Source organism: Aquitalea aquatilis, from assembly GCF_005155025.1.
GTDB classification, from domain to species: Bacteria; Pseudomonadota; Gammaproteobacteria; order Burkholderiales; family Chromobacteriaceae; genus Aquitalea; species Aquitalea aquatilis.
Map to the genome: position 1 here is coordinate 1,060,566 of NZ_CP039731.1, position 14,211 is coordinate 1,074,776.

Consider the following 14,211-nt stretch of genomic DNA (forward strand, 5'->3'; position numbering starts at 1 on the left):
GTGCTGCGACGCCTGACCGGTTCCCTGCTGTTTCGCCTGATCGTGCTGGTGGTGGTGGTGGTGGTCACCACCCAGATCGTCACGGTCTATATCGCAGCGGGTGAGCGCCACAAGCTGATGGACAAGCAGCTGTATGCCCAGGTGGTGGATACACTGGCCTTCCTCGAAGGCTCGATGGACAATATGAGCCCCGTCCAGCGCACTGCTTTTCTGGCCAGCTACAACCGTCCGGGCCTGCCGCGCCTGCTGCCGCAACAAGCGGCGGCCAAGCAACAGTTCGACACCGAATTGCCACGGGTCGCCAGCAGCCTGGTCAGCCGGCTGAGCAAGGGGCTGGACGACACCGTGCGCGGCTACATGGTGCGCCGTGAAGACCGCAACGAGCTGTGGGTCAACGTGCATGTGCTGGACACCCCCTACTGGCTGGTCATCCCCTTTGGCCGTTACAGCGACCGCCCCATCTACGCCATCATCCAGGCGGCCTTGCTGGCTACCTTGCTGGCCACCCTGCTGGCCTCGCTGGTCGCCTGGCGCATTACCCGCCCCATTGGCAAGGTAGTGGCCGCTTCGCGCGAACTGGCGCGCGGCAATATGCCGCCACCGCTGCAGGAAAACGGCCCGCGCGAGCTGCAGGCGCTGGCGCGCGGCTTCAACCACATGGCCAGCGCACTGGACAGCGCGGCCCGCGAGCGCCGGCTGATGCTGGCCGGACTGTCGCACGACCTGCGCACGCCGCTGACCCGGCTGAAGCTGATGCTGGAACTACAGGAACACAATAGCGATACCCCGGACATGCTGGCCGACATCGACGAGCTGTCACGCATCGTGCGCCAGTTCATCGATTTCGCCCGGGCCGAAGAGTCGGCCAGGCTGGAGCCGGTGGCGCTGGCCGAGCTGGCCGACAGCGTGGTGGCACGCTTTGGCCGCGACGGGCTGGATGTGAAACTGCTGCGCCAGGCCGAGCCGGAATTGCAGGCCGATGCGCTGGCGCTGGAGCGGCTGCTCTCCAATCTGCTGGAAAATGCCCGTCGCTACGGCAAGCCGCCGCTGCGGGTGGAAGTCGCCCAGCGCGACGGCATGGCGGAGCTGAGCGTGATCGACCACGGTCAGGGCATTCCCGCTGCGCTGCGCGAATCGGCACTGGCCCCCTTCGAGCGGCTGGCCGAACACCGTGGCACCGATGGCGGCAGCGGTCTGGGGCTGGCCATCGTGTCGCGGGTGGTCAAGCAGCACCACGGCCAGCTGCAGTTTGCCGATGAGGCCGATGGTGGCTTTCGCATCCGCATCCTGCTGCCGCTGGCCACCCATCCAGCGGCCTGAAGCCGGCTGGCAGTTCAAGAACGGGACCGCCAGCCCAGCAGCAATACCCCGCACAGAATCAGCACCCCTCCCAGCAGCATCAGCACACCCACCGGCTCCGCCAGCAACAGGCTGCCCCACAGCACGCCGAATACCGGCACCAGATAGGTCACGCTGCTGGCGCGGGTCGCGCCCAGTTTGTCGATCAGCCAGTAGAAAATCAGATAGGCCAGGGCGGTGCTGCCCAGTGCCAGCAGCACGACCGCGCCCCATACCGTGGTCGATGGAGACTGGGCCGGCAGGGTCAGCAAAGCCAGCGGCGTCACCAGCACGGCGCCGCTGAACAGGCTACCCGTCGCCGTCACCAGCGCAGGCAGGCCGGGCAGCCAACGCTTGGCCATGTGACCGGACCAGCCATAGCAGGCCGTGGCCCCCAGCATGGCCAGCACCGGCAGCACAGTCTGTACATCGAAGGCGGCACCGCGCCCCAGCATCAACACCAGCACACCGGCCAGCCCCAGCGACAGGCCGGCTGCGCGGGGCAGCGTCATGCGCTCACCCGCCAGTGGCATGGCCCACAAGGCCGTCATCAGCGGCGTGGTGGCGTTCAGCACCGACGCCACGCCGGCCGGCAGGCTGAGGCTGGCCCAGGCAATCAGGCAAAATGGCAGCGCCGACAGAAACACCCCCACCACGGCAATGCGCTGCCAGTGTTGCCGCCACAAGGGCAGGCCTCCGCGCAGCAGCAAGATCGGCAACAACACCAGTGCAGCCAGCCCCAGCCGCAAGGCAATCAGCACGAATGGCCCCAGCGCGGGCACCGCCACCCGCATGAACAGAAACGAAGCCCCCCACAAGGCGGCCAGCACCACCAGTCCTGCCATTTCCCGTCGCATCGCCACCCTCCCCTTTGTCATGCCTGTCAGCATAAGCGGACAAACATGCTGCCGCCTCCTGTTTCTTGCCATTGAATTGCTCCCTCCAATGCCGCTGCCAACTAGTTCCAGCGGAGGATGGCAAACAGGATGACGACACCACACACTGCAAGCTGCCACTTCACCCTGTACTGAGCACCATGGACATCCACGATTTCAACGCGCTGCTGGCTGCGGCCCGCCAGCAAGCTGAGCCGCAGCATCTGCTGCTGGTATTTACCAAGGCCGTGCTGCATGACGACCACCAGCCGCAGGAAGCCGAGCGCTTCGCCCGTGGCGAGGGCGGCATCCTGCTGCCCATCATGTGTCTGGACCGCGCCGCTGGCGCACTGGTGGACTTTGCCAGCCTGCAGGCCGAATCGGCTCGCATGGGCGAGCCGTGGCAGATCGTGTTTGTCGCCTGTCTGGACGGCAAAGCCGGCCAGCAACCACCGGCTGATGCAATCGAAGCCGCGCTGAAACGCATGATCCAGACCATCCAGACCGGTGGCGACGTGGCGCGCTACCTGGCTTTCGACACCAGCGGCGAGCCGGTACGTTTCCACTGAGTTGCCGCCGCCAGGCATGGCATTGCGTCTGAGCAGCCGCTAAGCTGAAACACCGTTGCCGGCAACCAAGCAGGTTTGCCGTGCTCCAACCTGTTTCAGCCCAGCCTGCCGGAGCCCGCATGAATCTGTCCCTGCTCAGCCGTTATGCCTTTTTTGTCGCCTGCATCCTGCTTAGCCTGATCGGCCTGGCCCTGCACCGGATCGAATGGCTGTGGCCCTTCACCCTGACAGCCCTGGTACTCAGCCTGGTCGGCATACTGGACCTGCGGCAAACCCGCCATGCGGTAAGGCGCAACTACCCGGTGCTGGGCAATATCCGCTATCTGGTGGAGGCCATCCGCCCGGAAATCCGCCAATACCTGCTGGAAGCCGACGGCGAGCAGCTGCCCTTCTCGCGTGACCAGCGCTCGCTGGTTTATGCCCGAGCCAAGAACGTGGCCGCGGACAAGCCCTTTGGCACCATGCTGAATGTCTACGGCAGCGGTTTCGAATTCATCAGCCACTCCATCCGCCCTGCGCCGCGCAGCGACCCGGCCGGCTTTCGTATCACGATTGGCGGCCCACAATGCCGCCAGCCCTACTCGGCATCGGTATTCAATATCTCGGCCATGAGCTTTGGCGCACTCAGCGCCAACGCCATCCGCGCCCTCAATCAAGGGGCCAAACAGGGCGGCTTTTACCACGATACCGGCGAGGGCAGCATCAGCCCCTATCATCTGGAACACGGTGGCGACCTGGTATGGGAGCTGGGCAGCGGTTACTTTGGCTGCCGCGATGCGCAGGGCCATTTCGATGCGGAACGTTTTGCCAGACAGGCGCAAAACCCGCAGGTGAAGATGATCGAGATCAAGCTCAGCCAGGGGGCCAAGCCGGGCCACGGCGGCATTTTGCCCAAGCACAAGGTGACGCCGGAAATTGCCGCCACCCGTGGTGTGCCGCTGGGGCAGGACTGCGTGTCGCCATCCAGCCATAGCGCCTTTGCCACCCCGCTGGAGATGATGGCCTTCATCGCCCGCCTGCGCGAACTGTCCGGCGGCAAACCGGTGGGTTTCAAGTTCTGCTTGGGCCACCCCTGGGAATTCATGGCCATTGCCAAGGCCATGCTGGAGAGCGGCATCCTGCCGGACTTCATCGTAGTGGATGGCAAGGAAGGCGGCACCGGCGCGGCACCGCTGGAATTCACCGACCACATCGGCGTGCCGCTGCGCGAGGGCCTGCTGTTTGTGCACAACACCCTGGTGGGGCTGAACCTGCGCGACAAGATCAAGCTGGGGGCCAGCGGCAAGATCGTCAGCGCCTTCGACATTGCCAGCATGCTGGCCATCGGTGCCGACTGGGCCAATTCCGCCCGCGGCTTCATGTTTGCCGTCGGCTGCATCCAGAGCCAGAGCTGCCATACCAACCGCTGCCCCACCGGGGTGGCCACCCAGGACCCCTTGCGCCAGCGTGCGCTGGTGGTGCCGGACAAGGCCGAGCGGGTGTTCAATTTCCACCGCAACACCCTGCATGCGCTGGCCGAGATGCTGGCCGCCGGCGGCCTCACCCACCCCGAGCAACTGGCCGCCCACCATCTGGTGCGGCGGGTGAGCGATACCGAAATCCGCCTGTACTCGCAGCTGCACGTCTTCCTGCAAGCAGGAGAACTACTGGGCGAGGACATCAAGGCCGAGTTCTACGGCCGCATGTGGCGCATGGCGCAGGCGGGCAGCTTTGCCCCAGCCCCGGCCCATGCCTGAACACTAGGTCTGCGCGACGGCGAGGGAGGCAAGCCTCCCTCCTGCCATCAACCGGCCACACCCTCAAAGCCAGCCAGCACATTCACCGCATTCACCCCGATGTCCTCCACCGCGTAGCCACCCTCCATCACGAACAAGGTGGGCAAACCTAGCGTACCGATCAGCTGGCCCATGCGCAGATAGTCGGCGTTCTTCAATTTGAAACGCGAGATCGGGTCCTGTTCGAAGGTATCCACCCCCAGCGATACCACCAGCGCATCCGGCGCATAGGCGGCAATCCTGTTACACGCATCGGCCAGCGCCGGGCCGTAGTGCGACCAGTCGGTGCCGTGGGCCAGCGGATAGTTGTGGTTGAAGCCCAGCCCCTGGCCCGCACCCGTTTCGTCGGCATGACCGAGGAAATAGGGATACTCCACCAGCGGGTCACCGTGCAGCGACAGGAACTGCACATCCTCGCGGGCATAGAAGATGCTCTGGGTGCCATTGCCGTGGTGATAGTCCACATCCAGGATCGCCACCCGTCTGGCCCCCTTGTCCAGCATGGCCTGGGCGGCAATGGCGGCATTGTTCAGATAGCAATAGCCGCCCATATAGTCGGCCGCGGCATGGTGGCCCGGCGGACGGCACAGGGCGAAAGTGCTGTGGCCGGTGGCCTGCATGACATCCAGCGCAGTCAGCGCCACATTGGCCGAAGAGCGGATGGCCTGCCAGGTGCCGGCGGTGATCGGCACCCCGGCATCGAAAGAGTAATAACCCATCAGGCCGTCGATGTCCTGCGGAATGCGGTCGGTACGCAGGCCGCGCACCGGCCACACCAGCGGCAGCGCGTCATGGTTGCGGCCTTGGGCCTGCCACAAGCTCCAGGCTTGCTCCAGAAAGCGTACATAGCCGGCGTCATGCACCCGCAGCAACGGCTCCAGCCCGTGCTCGGTGGGGGCGATGATGTCGCCCAGGCCAGTCTGGCGCACGCGCTGCAACACCATGTCAGCGCGGCTGGGCATTTCGAAGCAGGGCTTGAGGGTGCCGTCGATCAGTTCGGCATTGCCGTGGTGCAGGTGGTGGTCGTCACTGTAAATCGTCAGCATGCAGGTCTCCCTGCCGCGGGCGGGGAGCCAGCGGCATTATGTCGTGGTGGTAAGGAAATGCCGGCGTCAGCCGGCGAAGCTTATTTCTTCAGCTTGGTCCACACCCGGTCGCGCAGGGCATTGGCCTTGGCCGAACAGTTCTTGTTGGGCACGAACAGCGCGCGCATGGCGGCCGTGGGGTTGATGGCCGGATCGGCCTTGAGGTCGGCCACAAAATAAGCCGAGCTGCCCTTGATGGCATTGTTGTAGCCGGTGAAGTTGGAGGCCTCGGCAATATTCTTAGGCTCCATCATCCAGTTGATGAACTTGAGCGCGTTGTCGCGGTTCTTCGCCCCCTTGGGGATGACCAGATTGTCGTTCCAGAAGGGGATGCCTTCTTTCGGATAGACAAACACGGCGGACTTGAGCTTCTGGCGGGTACGGTAGGCCGCGCCGTTCCACTGCTGGTGCAGGATGACTTCCTGCGCCTGCATGCGCTCGATGGTGCCGTCGGAGTTATACATGGCCAGCATGGGCTTTTGTGCTTCCAGCAGGTCCTGGATGCGCTTGGCCTGCTTGGGGTCCTCGGTACACTGATCCACTTTCAGGTAGATGGCGGCAGCCTTGTACAGCTCGGCCACGTCGTTGAGCGCCACCACCTTGCCCTTGAGCGCGGCCGGCGGGGTGAAGAAGCTCTTCCAGCTGTTGTCCAGCTTGCCGCCCGGCACGCGGCTGGCGTCATAGGTAAAGCCGGTGACACCCCACATGTATGGTGCGGAATAAGCACGCTGCGGGTCGAAATCCGGCTTGTTGAGCGGGGCTTCCACCAGCTTGAAATTGGCCATCTTGCTGGCATCGATTTTTTCCAGCAGGCCCTCTTCGATCATGATTTTCACCATGTAGTCGGACGGCACCACCACGTCGTAACCCTTGGCCCCGGCCTTGAGCTTGGCCAGCAGGGACTCGTTGGAATCGAATACATCCAGGTTCACCTTGATGCCGCTTTCCTTTTCAAAGCGCTTGAGCAAATCCTGCGGGATGTAGTCGGACCAGTTGTACAGGTTCAATTCGCCAGCGGCCATGGCCGAGGCGGATACCAGCAGGCCCGCAGCCAGGGCCAGCGAATGCAGTTTGCAGACTTTCATGGCATTTCTCCTTCGTAGGGTGAACAAGCAGCGAAAAATGAGAGGCGGACCAGACCGCCGACCCGGTTCAGGATTTGCGCTGGCCCATCCAGTAGGACAGCGCGACAAAGGCAATCGACACCAGCAGCATCAGCGCCGATACCGCATTCACTTCCGGGGTGATCCCCATGCGGATCAGGCCGAAGATGTACACCGGCAGCGTGGTGGCACCGGCACCGGCCACGAAAAAGGTGATGACGAAATCGTCCAGCGACACGATGAAGGCCAGCATGGCACCAGACAGCACGCCCGGCAGGATCAGCGGCAGGGTGACGCGGCGGAAGGTGGCAAACGGCCCGGCATACAGGTCGGCCGCGGCTTCGGCCAGCCGTGGGTCCAGCCCTTCCAGCCGCGCGCGGATGGGCAGGTAGGCAAAGGGAATGCAGAACACCGTGTGGGCAATCAGCACCGTCAGCAGCCCCAGGTCCAGCCCCAGCGCGAGAAAGAACAGCAAGGACGCCACGGCGGTGACGATTTCCGGCACCAGCAGCGGCAGGCCCAGCATGGCATTGATGAAGGCCTGACCACGAAAGCGCTTGCCGGCCATGGCCAGCGCCGCCATGGTGGCAAAGCTGGTGGCCAGCACCGTGGCCCCGCAGGCGATGATCAGCGAGTTCTTGGTCGCCCGCAGGATGTTGTCGTTGTCCATCACCTTCAGATACCAGTCGAAGGAAAAACCGGTCCACAGCGTGGCAATGCGGTTGGCGTTGAAGGACAGCACCACCAGCACCACGATGGGCAGGTAGAGATAGACAAAGGCCAGCATGGCGGTGGGTGTTACCCCGCGAAAGCGCCACAGCGTATTGGATGCTTGCATGTCATTCTCCCGGCGGACGCTGGAAGCGTCTGGTGTAGATCCACATCACCAGCAGTACCAGCGCCAGCAACATGAAGGACAGGGCCGCCCCGAACGGCCAATTGCGGGCAGTGCCAAACTGGTTCTGGATCAGATTGCCTATCATCAGGCTCTTGCCGCCGCCCAGTAGCTCGGGAATGAAGTAGGAACCGATGGCCGGGATGAACACCAGTAAACAGCCCGCCACGATGCCGGGCATGGCCAGCGGCAGAATCACCCGCCTGAGGGCCAGCCAGCGGTTGGCACCCAGGTCGAATGCCGCCTCCACCAGCCGCCAGTCCATTTTTTCCAGACTGGTGTAGATGGGCAGCACCATGAAGGGCAGGAAGGAATAAACGAAGCCGATGGCCACCGCCGTGGGGGTGTACAGCACATCCAGCGCGCCCTGACTCAAGCCCAGCCAGGACAGGCTGCTGTCGATCAGCCCGCCATTGCGCAGCAGCAGCATCCAGGCATAGGTGCGCACCAAGAGGTTGGTCCAGAAGGGAATGGAAATCAGCAGAATCAGCCGCTGGCGGGTCTTTTCCTCTTTCAGCGCGATATACAGCGCCGTGGGAAAGCCGATCAGCAGCGTCACCACGGTGGCAAAGCCGGCCAGCAGGAAGGAGCGGCCAAAGATTTGCAGGTAATCGCTATTCAGCGTGAGGCTGTCGTCCAGATCGCGCTCGTACAGAAACTGCACATAGGCATCCAGGCTCCACTCCTTCCAGCGCACCCCGCCATAGGTGTCCGGTGCCAGCAGCGACATCCAGCCCATCAGCAGCATGGGCAGCACCATGAACAGCAGCAGGGTCAGCGTGGTGGGAGCCAGCAGCAGGCGCCGGCGGGTGCGGCGATAGGGATCAAGCGTCATGGCCGGCCTCCTGCAGACGATGGAAAGCTCCCGGCTGAGCGGCAACCCGTACCGCATCGCCCACCCGTGCCAGGCGCGAGGCACCGCTGTCATTGGTATGGCGCACCCGGCAGGGCTGGCCATCGGCCAGTTGCACGGTATAGACGGTATCCACGCCGCGATACACCACCTCGGCCACCACACCGGCCAGGCCGCTGCCGGTGGCCGACAGTTGCAGCCGTTCGGGCCGCACGGCCAGCGCTGCCGCGCCATCGTGTGATTGATCCAGCACCTGACAGGACAGGCTGCCTGCTTCGCCAAACTGCAGCTGACCATCTGCCACCTGGCCTTGCAGGAAGGAGGTTTCGCCGATGAAGTCGGCGACAAAGCGATTGGCCGGCCGGTCGTAAATGTCTTCCGGGCTGCCCACCTGCTGCAACTTGCCGGCCGACATCACCGCGATGCGGTCCGACATGGTGAGCGCTTCTTCCTGGTCGTGGGTGACGAAAACAAAGGTGATGCCGGTTTCGCGTTGCAGGCGCTTGAGCTCCACCTGCATTTCCTTGCGCAGCTTCAGGTCCAGCGCCGACAGCGATTCGTCCAGCAGCAACACCCTGGGGGACGGGGCCAGCGCACGCGCCAGCGCCACCCGCTGCTGCTGGCCACCGGACAGCTGGTGCGGACGACGGCGGGCAAAGCCGGACAGCTTCACCAGCTCCAGCTTTTCCGCCACGATGGGTTTGATGTCGGCCGGCTTGAAACCGCGCATTTCCAGCCCGAAGGCGATGTTCTCCTCCACCGTGAGGTGCGGGAACAGCGCATAGCTCTGGAACACGGTATTGACCGGACGCTGGAAGGGCAGCTTGCCAGTGAGCGAGGCTCCGTACAGGCGGATATCGCCGGCACTGACATCCTCGAAGCCGGCAATCATGCGCAGCAAGGTGGTCTTGCCGCAGCCCGACGGCCCCAGCAGGGTGAAAAATTCGTTTTCGCGGATATCCAGCGCGATATGGTCCAGCGCCAGCACGGCCTGTTCGCCTGCGCCGAAGCGCTTGCAGACATGGTCGATCTCAATCGCCACACGGTTGCCGGTCATGGCAGTCCTCCTGTGGAATACAGTGGATAACATGGCCACGCCCTGCCCGCTGACGGGTCATGCGCAGACACGCAATACTTCGGAAATGAGGGAGGTTTAGCCGGCGGTGGGGACTGGCGTGTGCCCGTCCAGCGTCAGCAGCGCCGCATAGGCATCCGGCCGACGGTCGCGGAACACGCCCCAGCTGGCGCGCACGGCGGCCAGTTCTGCCAGGTCGAAGTCCTGCACCAGCACCGCCTGTTCATCACGCCCGGCACTGTGCAGCACAGCACCCTTGCCATCGGTGATGAAGGAGCTGCCGTAGTAGGTCTGGGAAAAGTCGCGACCCTGCTCGCTGCCAATGCGATTGGCGGCAAACAGCGGCATCAGGTTGGCGGCAGCATGGCCCTGCATGGTGCGCTGCCAGTGGTCGCGCGAGTCCAGCGTGGCGTCCTGCGGCTCGCTGCCGATTGCCGTGGGGTAGCACAGCAGCTCGGCCCCCAGCAGCGCCATGGCGCGGGCGCTTTCGGGGAACCACTGGTCCCAGCAGATGCCCACGCCCAGCCTGGCATAGCGGGTGTGCCACACCTTGAAACCGGTATCGCCGCCATTGAAATAGAATTTTTCGGAATAGCCCGGACCATCCGGGATGTGGGTCTTGCGATAGTGGCCCAGCACGCTGCCATCGGCATCGATGATGACCACGGTGTTGTAGCGCGCCTGACCGGCAGCTTCGAACACACTCAGCGGCAGCACCACCTGCAACTCGGCGGCCAGCCGCGAAAAATGCGCTACCGCCGGGTGGCTGGCCAGCGGTTCGGCCAGCGCGTGATAGCGCGCGTCCTGCTCGGTACAGAAATAGCGCCACTCGAACAGCTCGGGCAGCAGGATGATCTGTGCGCCCTGTGCTGCGGCCTGGCGGATCAGGGTTTCAGCCTGCTGCCAGTTGTGCTGGCGCGAGGCGGGATCGACTGCCATCTGGATGACGGCGACGGATGCCTTGCTCATTGGTTTCTCCTCCACTCTTGTGTAAACGGACAGGCTGCCGCCCTGGGCAATGACTGTTGGCAACAGTCACGGCGCGGGCGAATTCGGGCTGCGAAGTGGTCCGTTATTTTTTTATTCATTCTGCCAACAAGGCAGCGCAGCGAAAGATACAAAGCGGTCAACTAAGGGATAATTCCGGCCAAATCATGTGGCCAGATGGCCAACTGCCGATGCTGCAATGCGCTGCCCGGGCCGCAGATGGCTAGGGCAGGCAGGGCAAGAAAACGGGTAGACCGGCCGCGCTGGCCCGGAACAGGACCGCAGCGGCCTAGCGGCGCAGGTCGGACGGGCGCTTGCCGGTCCAGCGGGCAAAGGCGTGGCGAAAGCTGGCGGATTCGGCAAAACCCAGCCGTTCGGCAATCATGCCGATGGACAGCCTGGTGTCATGCAGCAGATGCAGGGACTGTTGATGGCGGGCCTGATCCAGCAAGGCCTGAAAGGAGGTGCCCAGTGCGGCCAGCTTGCGCCGCAGGGTACGCTCCGACATGTGCAGGGTGGCGGTCAGCTCGTCCAGCCGGGCAAAGCGTACCGGGTCGGACTGGATCAGCCGCAGCACCCGTGCCACCAGGGCCGAGCCATGGCTGCTGGCCCATTGTTCCTGCTGGCGCTGGCATTGCTCCTGCGCCATGTGAAAGCTGACGGCATCGGCCAGCGGCTGTGGGCGGTCCAGCCATTTGGCCGGAAACACCAGCGCATTGTCCGCCATGTCAAACTGGCCGGCATGGCCGAAAATGGCCGGATAAAGCCCGGCGTGGGCCGGCTGGGCAAAGCTCATGTGCACCGCCTTCGGACTCCAGCGCACGCCCATGCAGTCGCCGGCGATGCTCCACATCGACGACAAGCACATCTCGGCATTGAAACTGAGCAGGTCGGCCCGGTAGTGGTAATCATCGGCCAGCAGCCAGGCTTCCTTGCCACGTTCTTCCAGCCGCAGGGTAAAATAGCTGGCCAGCAGCAAGGGAAAACGGATGGCGGTTTCCAGTGCCACCCGTAGCGTGGGACTGACCAGCATGGTGTAGCCCAGAATGCCGTAATTGGAGGTGTGCATGGCGCGCCCCAGCCGCAGGCCCAGCGATTCGTCACAGGCCAGGCGGCGGGCATTGTCGAACACCGTCATTTCCTGGTGATGGTTGACCAGCCGTGCCGGCTCCTGCAGCCGCTCCGGTGGAATGCCGCTGCCAGCCAACAGATCGGCCGCGGCAATGCCCTGCTCGGCCAGCACATTCACCGTGGCCACGATGGCGTGCAGCGACACCGGCCGGCCGGATGGATTGTCGCTGCCGGGCAGAACAGCGCTGTCGTTGCAGGAAGACTGGGCCAAGCGGGGTTTCCTCGCGGTTTGCCGTGCAATGGCCTGATCTTGCCGTCTTGGCTGCCGCCACACAAGCCAGGCAGCTGGATGGCCAATCAATTTTTGTAAATCCGCTTGTGCCATGCAGCGCCCACTGGGAACAATAGGCCTGCGCATGCAGTCCACCGTTGCCACGGCTGGCTTGATCCTGCCTGACAACAGGCTTGTTCCTGCCGGTTTACCGGCCGCCCGCAATCCTCAGGAGGCCGCTGCTGCAATGATTTTTCTCACCGCAAGATTCCGCACCTTGATAGATAACACCAAGACCATGACCCACCTGAAGAAAACCATTGCCGGCTCCCTGCTGCTTAGCCTGGGCTTGCTGTGCGGTACGGCACACGCTGCCGTATCCCTGCTCTCCGTTTCCGACAGCGTCAGCGCGACGGTAGGCAGCATTTCCACCTCCTTGCAGAATTCGTCCAAGGCCATTGGCAAGATTGCTGAAGGCGACTACAAGGTCGTCGCCGTGGCTCAGGCAAACCAACCGGGCAAAACCCAGCTGACGCTGGTGCCGCTGGCCGCGGCCAATGCCACGGAGCCGTTCAACCTGTTTGTGGCGCAGGCCGACGTGAAACATGCTGGCGTGGAAGTCGGCCAGATCGTGCATGCACAGAAACAGGCTTATGGCCTGGCCTTTGCCCGCGCCGACAAGCGGCAGCCGTTTGCCCTGCTGCTGGATCAGGCATGGCAATCCGACGTGCAGCCCAAGGTGGTTTCCTGATTAGCCGGCCCATGCGGCAGCCGGCGCGCATCGCCCAGGCCCTGCTGACCGCAGGGCTGTTTGCATTGGGCGCGGCCCTGCTGCCCGCCAAGGCCGGGGCCTCCTCGCTGCTGTTCTGCGAACAGTCCTCGCCAGCGAGCGTGGCGCGCAAGAGCAGCCTGCTGCTGTTCAGCCAGCAGGTGAAAAACCTGCTGGAGCAGTCCGGCCACCAGGCGGCCATCATCTCCCGCTCCGGGCTGGACCTGGAGCGCTTCAACATTCGCCTGTCGCATGCCGGCATCAGCCTGCGTGACAACCCCAATTCGCCGTGGTCGGTGCGCCAGCTGTATTACGCCTGCGACGAGCAACGCCCCCACCTGTACGACCAGGGGTTGCCGGGTTTTCTGATCGACCAGCCGCAAGGCAGCACGGTCTATCTGTCCATCCTGCTGCTGCCCCCGGCACAAGAGGCGCCATTGCGGCAGGCCGCGCTGGACAACAAGCTGGCCTTGCAGCTGCTGTCTGCCGACTACAGCGCCAATGCCTACCCCTATTCCACCCGTTACCAGAACTGCAACCAGTGGCTGGTGGAGCTGCTGGCCCATGCCTGGGGCAGCCTGCCCGGCGGCAATGCGGCGCGCCAGCAGGCACAGGACTGGCTGCAACAGCAGGGCTACCGCCCGGATAGCGTTGATGTGAAACACCGCTACATGGTGTGGGCCGCCCATGTGGTGCCGCTGGTGCATAACGACGACCACCCTGCCGCCGAGCTGGACGCGCGCCGCTATCAGGTGAGCCTGCCGGCAGGTATCGAAAGCTTTGTCCGGCAGCAGATTGCCGGCACCGAGCGCATCCAGCTGTGCCTGCGCGAGCACACGCTGGTAACGCATCGCGGCTGGGATGACATGGCCACTGATTGCCGCCCGGCCAACGGCGACACCGTGCAACAGCTGGATTAGCTCCTGCGGCGGGCCAGCCAGCCCGGCACGCCCACGCAGCGCACACCTCGCTTACCTTTCTTTACCTGATCTTTACATTGCGCCCCCTCATGCCGCCGCCACGGGCTGTCGATAATGAAGCATCGATCATCATTACCCTGTAGCGAGCTCATGATGGATATCAGCAAGACAAATTCAGTGACGAGCAGCAACGCCAGCAAACTGGCGCTCGCGAACAAGCAGGCAGGCAAGACGGCGCTGGACGCCAAGGACGGCACACCGGAGCAGCCTTCGCCCTCCACCGTGGTCAAGCTGCAAAGCAGCGGCAAGACCAGCACCAGCGGGGATAACAGTAGTACTGGCGACGACAACACGCCTTCTGCGGTCAAATCCTTTACCTACGGCGTACTGAACCTGCCAGACCCGGCCGCCACCACCCCGGCCCCCGAGCCCAGCAGCAGCGCGGACAACAGTTATTTCACCGCCGGCCGCTGGGCCGCCGCAGCCGTCACCGTGGGGACGCTGATTTCATTGGTGGTGTAAATCGCCACCCGGCCGCAAGCGGCCCACAGGCCATCCAGTAGCAAGCCTAGAAGGTGTGCACAATCTAGAGAACAAAGGTTCAGACAAGACGCAATAGCGTGAA

14 protein-coding genes are annotated in these 14,211 nt (G+C 63.8%); 6 read left to right on the plus strand and 8 right to left on the minus strand.

Annotated features, from left to right (window positions below; all coding sequences use genetic code 11):
* Complete coding sequence (locus tag FAZ30_RS04800) at positions 1-1,320, plus strand: ATP-binding protein (RefSeq protein ID WP_233578305.1); 1,320 nt, start codon at positions 1-3, stop codon at positions 1,318-1,320.
* 14 nt (positions 1,321-1,334) lie between these two features.
* Here the strand turns inward: FAZ30_RS04800 and FAZ30_RS04805 are convergent, their stop codons facing one another.
* Positions 1,335-2,195 carry a DMT family transporter gene (locus FAZ30_RS04805; protein WP_246043409.1) on the minus strand — a complete coding sequence of 287 codons (861 nt, stop codon included), beginning with the start codon at positions 2,193-2,195 and terminating at the stop codon, positions 1,335-1,337.
* Positions 2,196-2,374: 179 nt separating this feature from the next.
* Between FAZ30_RS04805 and FAZ30_RS04810 the strand changes: the two genes are divergently transcribed.
* Both FAZ30_RS04810 and FAZ30_RS04815 read left to right on the plus strand, forming a co-directional pair.
* Complete coding sequence (locus FAZ30_RS04810) at positions 2,375-2,782, plus strand: ribonucleotide reductase subunit alpha (RefSeq protein ID WP_124641640.1); 408 nt, start codon at positions 2,375-2,377, stop codon at positions 2,780-2,782.
* Between the two features lie 119 nt (positions 2,783-2,901).
* Positions 2,902-4,518, plus strand: a complete 1,617-nt coding sequence (locus tag FAZ30_RS04815) for an FMN-binding glutamate synthase family protein (protein ID WP_137008926.1) — start codon at positions 2,902-2,904, stop codon at positions 4,516-4,518.
* Positions 4,519-4,565: 47 nt separating this feature from the next.
* Here the strand turns inward: FAZ30_RS04815 and FAZ30_RS04820 are convergent, their stop codons facing one another.
* The 7 genes from FAZ30_RS04820 to FAZ30_RS04850 all read right to left on the minus strand — a co-directional run bounded on the left by FAZ30_RS04820 (position 4,566) and on the right by FAZ30_RS04850 (position 11,897).
* The gene (locus FAZ30_RS04820; protein WP_124641643.1) at positions 4,566-5,603 is read right to left on the minus strand and encodes a histone deacetylase family protein; all 1,038 of its coding nucleotides are present in this window, start codon (positions 5,601-5,603) and stop codon (positions 4,566-4,568) included.
* An 80-nt stretch (positions 5,604-5,683) separates the two neighbouring features.
* Entirely contained in the window at positions 5,684-6,727 is a 1,044-nt protein-coding gene (locus tag FAZ30_RS04825) for an extracellular solute-binding protein (protein ID WP_124641645.1), read from the minus strand.
* Between the two features lie 67 nt (positions 6,728-6,794).
* The gene (locus FAZ30_RS04830; RefSeq protein ID WP_103525836.1) at positions 6,795-7,583 is read right to left on the minus strand and encodes an ABC transporter permease; all 789 of its coding nucleotides are present in this window, start codon (positions 7,581-7,583) and stop codon (positions 6,795-6,797) included.
* Position 7,584: 1 nt separating this feature from the next.
* Positions 7,585-8,475: an ABC transporter permease gene (locus FAZ30_RS04835; protein ID WP_124641647.1), complete on the minus strand. Its 891-nt coding sequence runs from the start codon at positions 8,473-8,475 to the stop codon at positions 7,585-7,587.
* The gene (locus FAZ30_RS04840; protein ID WP_137008928.1) at positions 8,465-9,550 is read right to left on the minus strand and encodes an ABC transporter ATP-binding protein; all 1,086 of its coding nucleotides are present in this window, start codon (positions 9,548-9,550) and stop codon (positions 8,465-8,467) included. The genes FAZ30_RS04835 and FAZ30_RS04840 overlap by 11 nt, the downstream gene beginning before the upstream one ends.
* 96 nt (positions 9,551-9,646) lie before the next feature.
* A complete protein-coding gene (gene aguB / locus FAZ30_RS04845) occupies positions 9,647-10,537 on the minus strand; it encodes an N-carbamoylputrescine amidase (RefSeq protein ID WP_137008930.1) in 891 nt (296 codons plus the stop codon).
* A gap of 307 nt (positions 10,538-10,844) precedes the next feature.
* Positions 10,845-11,897 carry an AraC family transcriptional regulator gene (locus FAZ30_RS04850; RefSeq protein ID WP_158613542.1) on the minus strand — a complete coding sequence of 351 codons (1,053 nt, stop codon included), beginning with the start codon at positions 11,895-11,897 and terminating at the stop codon, positions 10,845-10,847.
* Positions 11,898-12,144: 247 nt separating this feature from the next.
* Between FAZ30_RS04850 and FAZ30_RS04855 the strand changes: the two genes are divergently transcribed.
* From FAZ30_RS04855 to FAZ30_RS04865, 3 genes are all read left to right on the plus strand, one after another.
* Positions 12,145-12,648: a hypothetical protein gene (locus tag FAZ30_RS04855; RefSeq protein ID WP_124641655.1), complete on the plus strand. Its 504-nt coding sequence runs from the start codon at positions 12,145-12,147 to the stop codon at positions 12,646-12,648.
* Entirely contained in the window at positions 12,612-13,586 is a 975-nt protein-coding gene (locus FAZ30_RS04860) for a DUF2145 domain-containing protein (RefSeq protein ID WP_124641657.1), read from the plus strand. Before FAZ30_RS04855 ends, FAZ30_RS04860 begins: the two co-directional genes overlap by 37 nt.
* 177 nt (positions 13,587-13,763) lie before the next feature.
* Complete coding sequence (locus tag FAZ30_RS04865; RefSeq protein ID WP_124641659.1) at positions 13,764-14,108, plus strand: hypothetical protein; 345 nt, start codon at positions 13,764-13,766, stop codon at positions 14,106-14,108.
* Positions 14,109-14,211 lie beyond the last annotated feature (103 nt).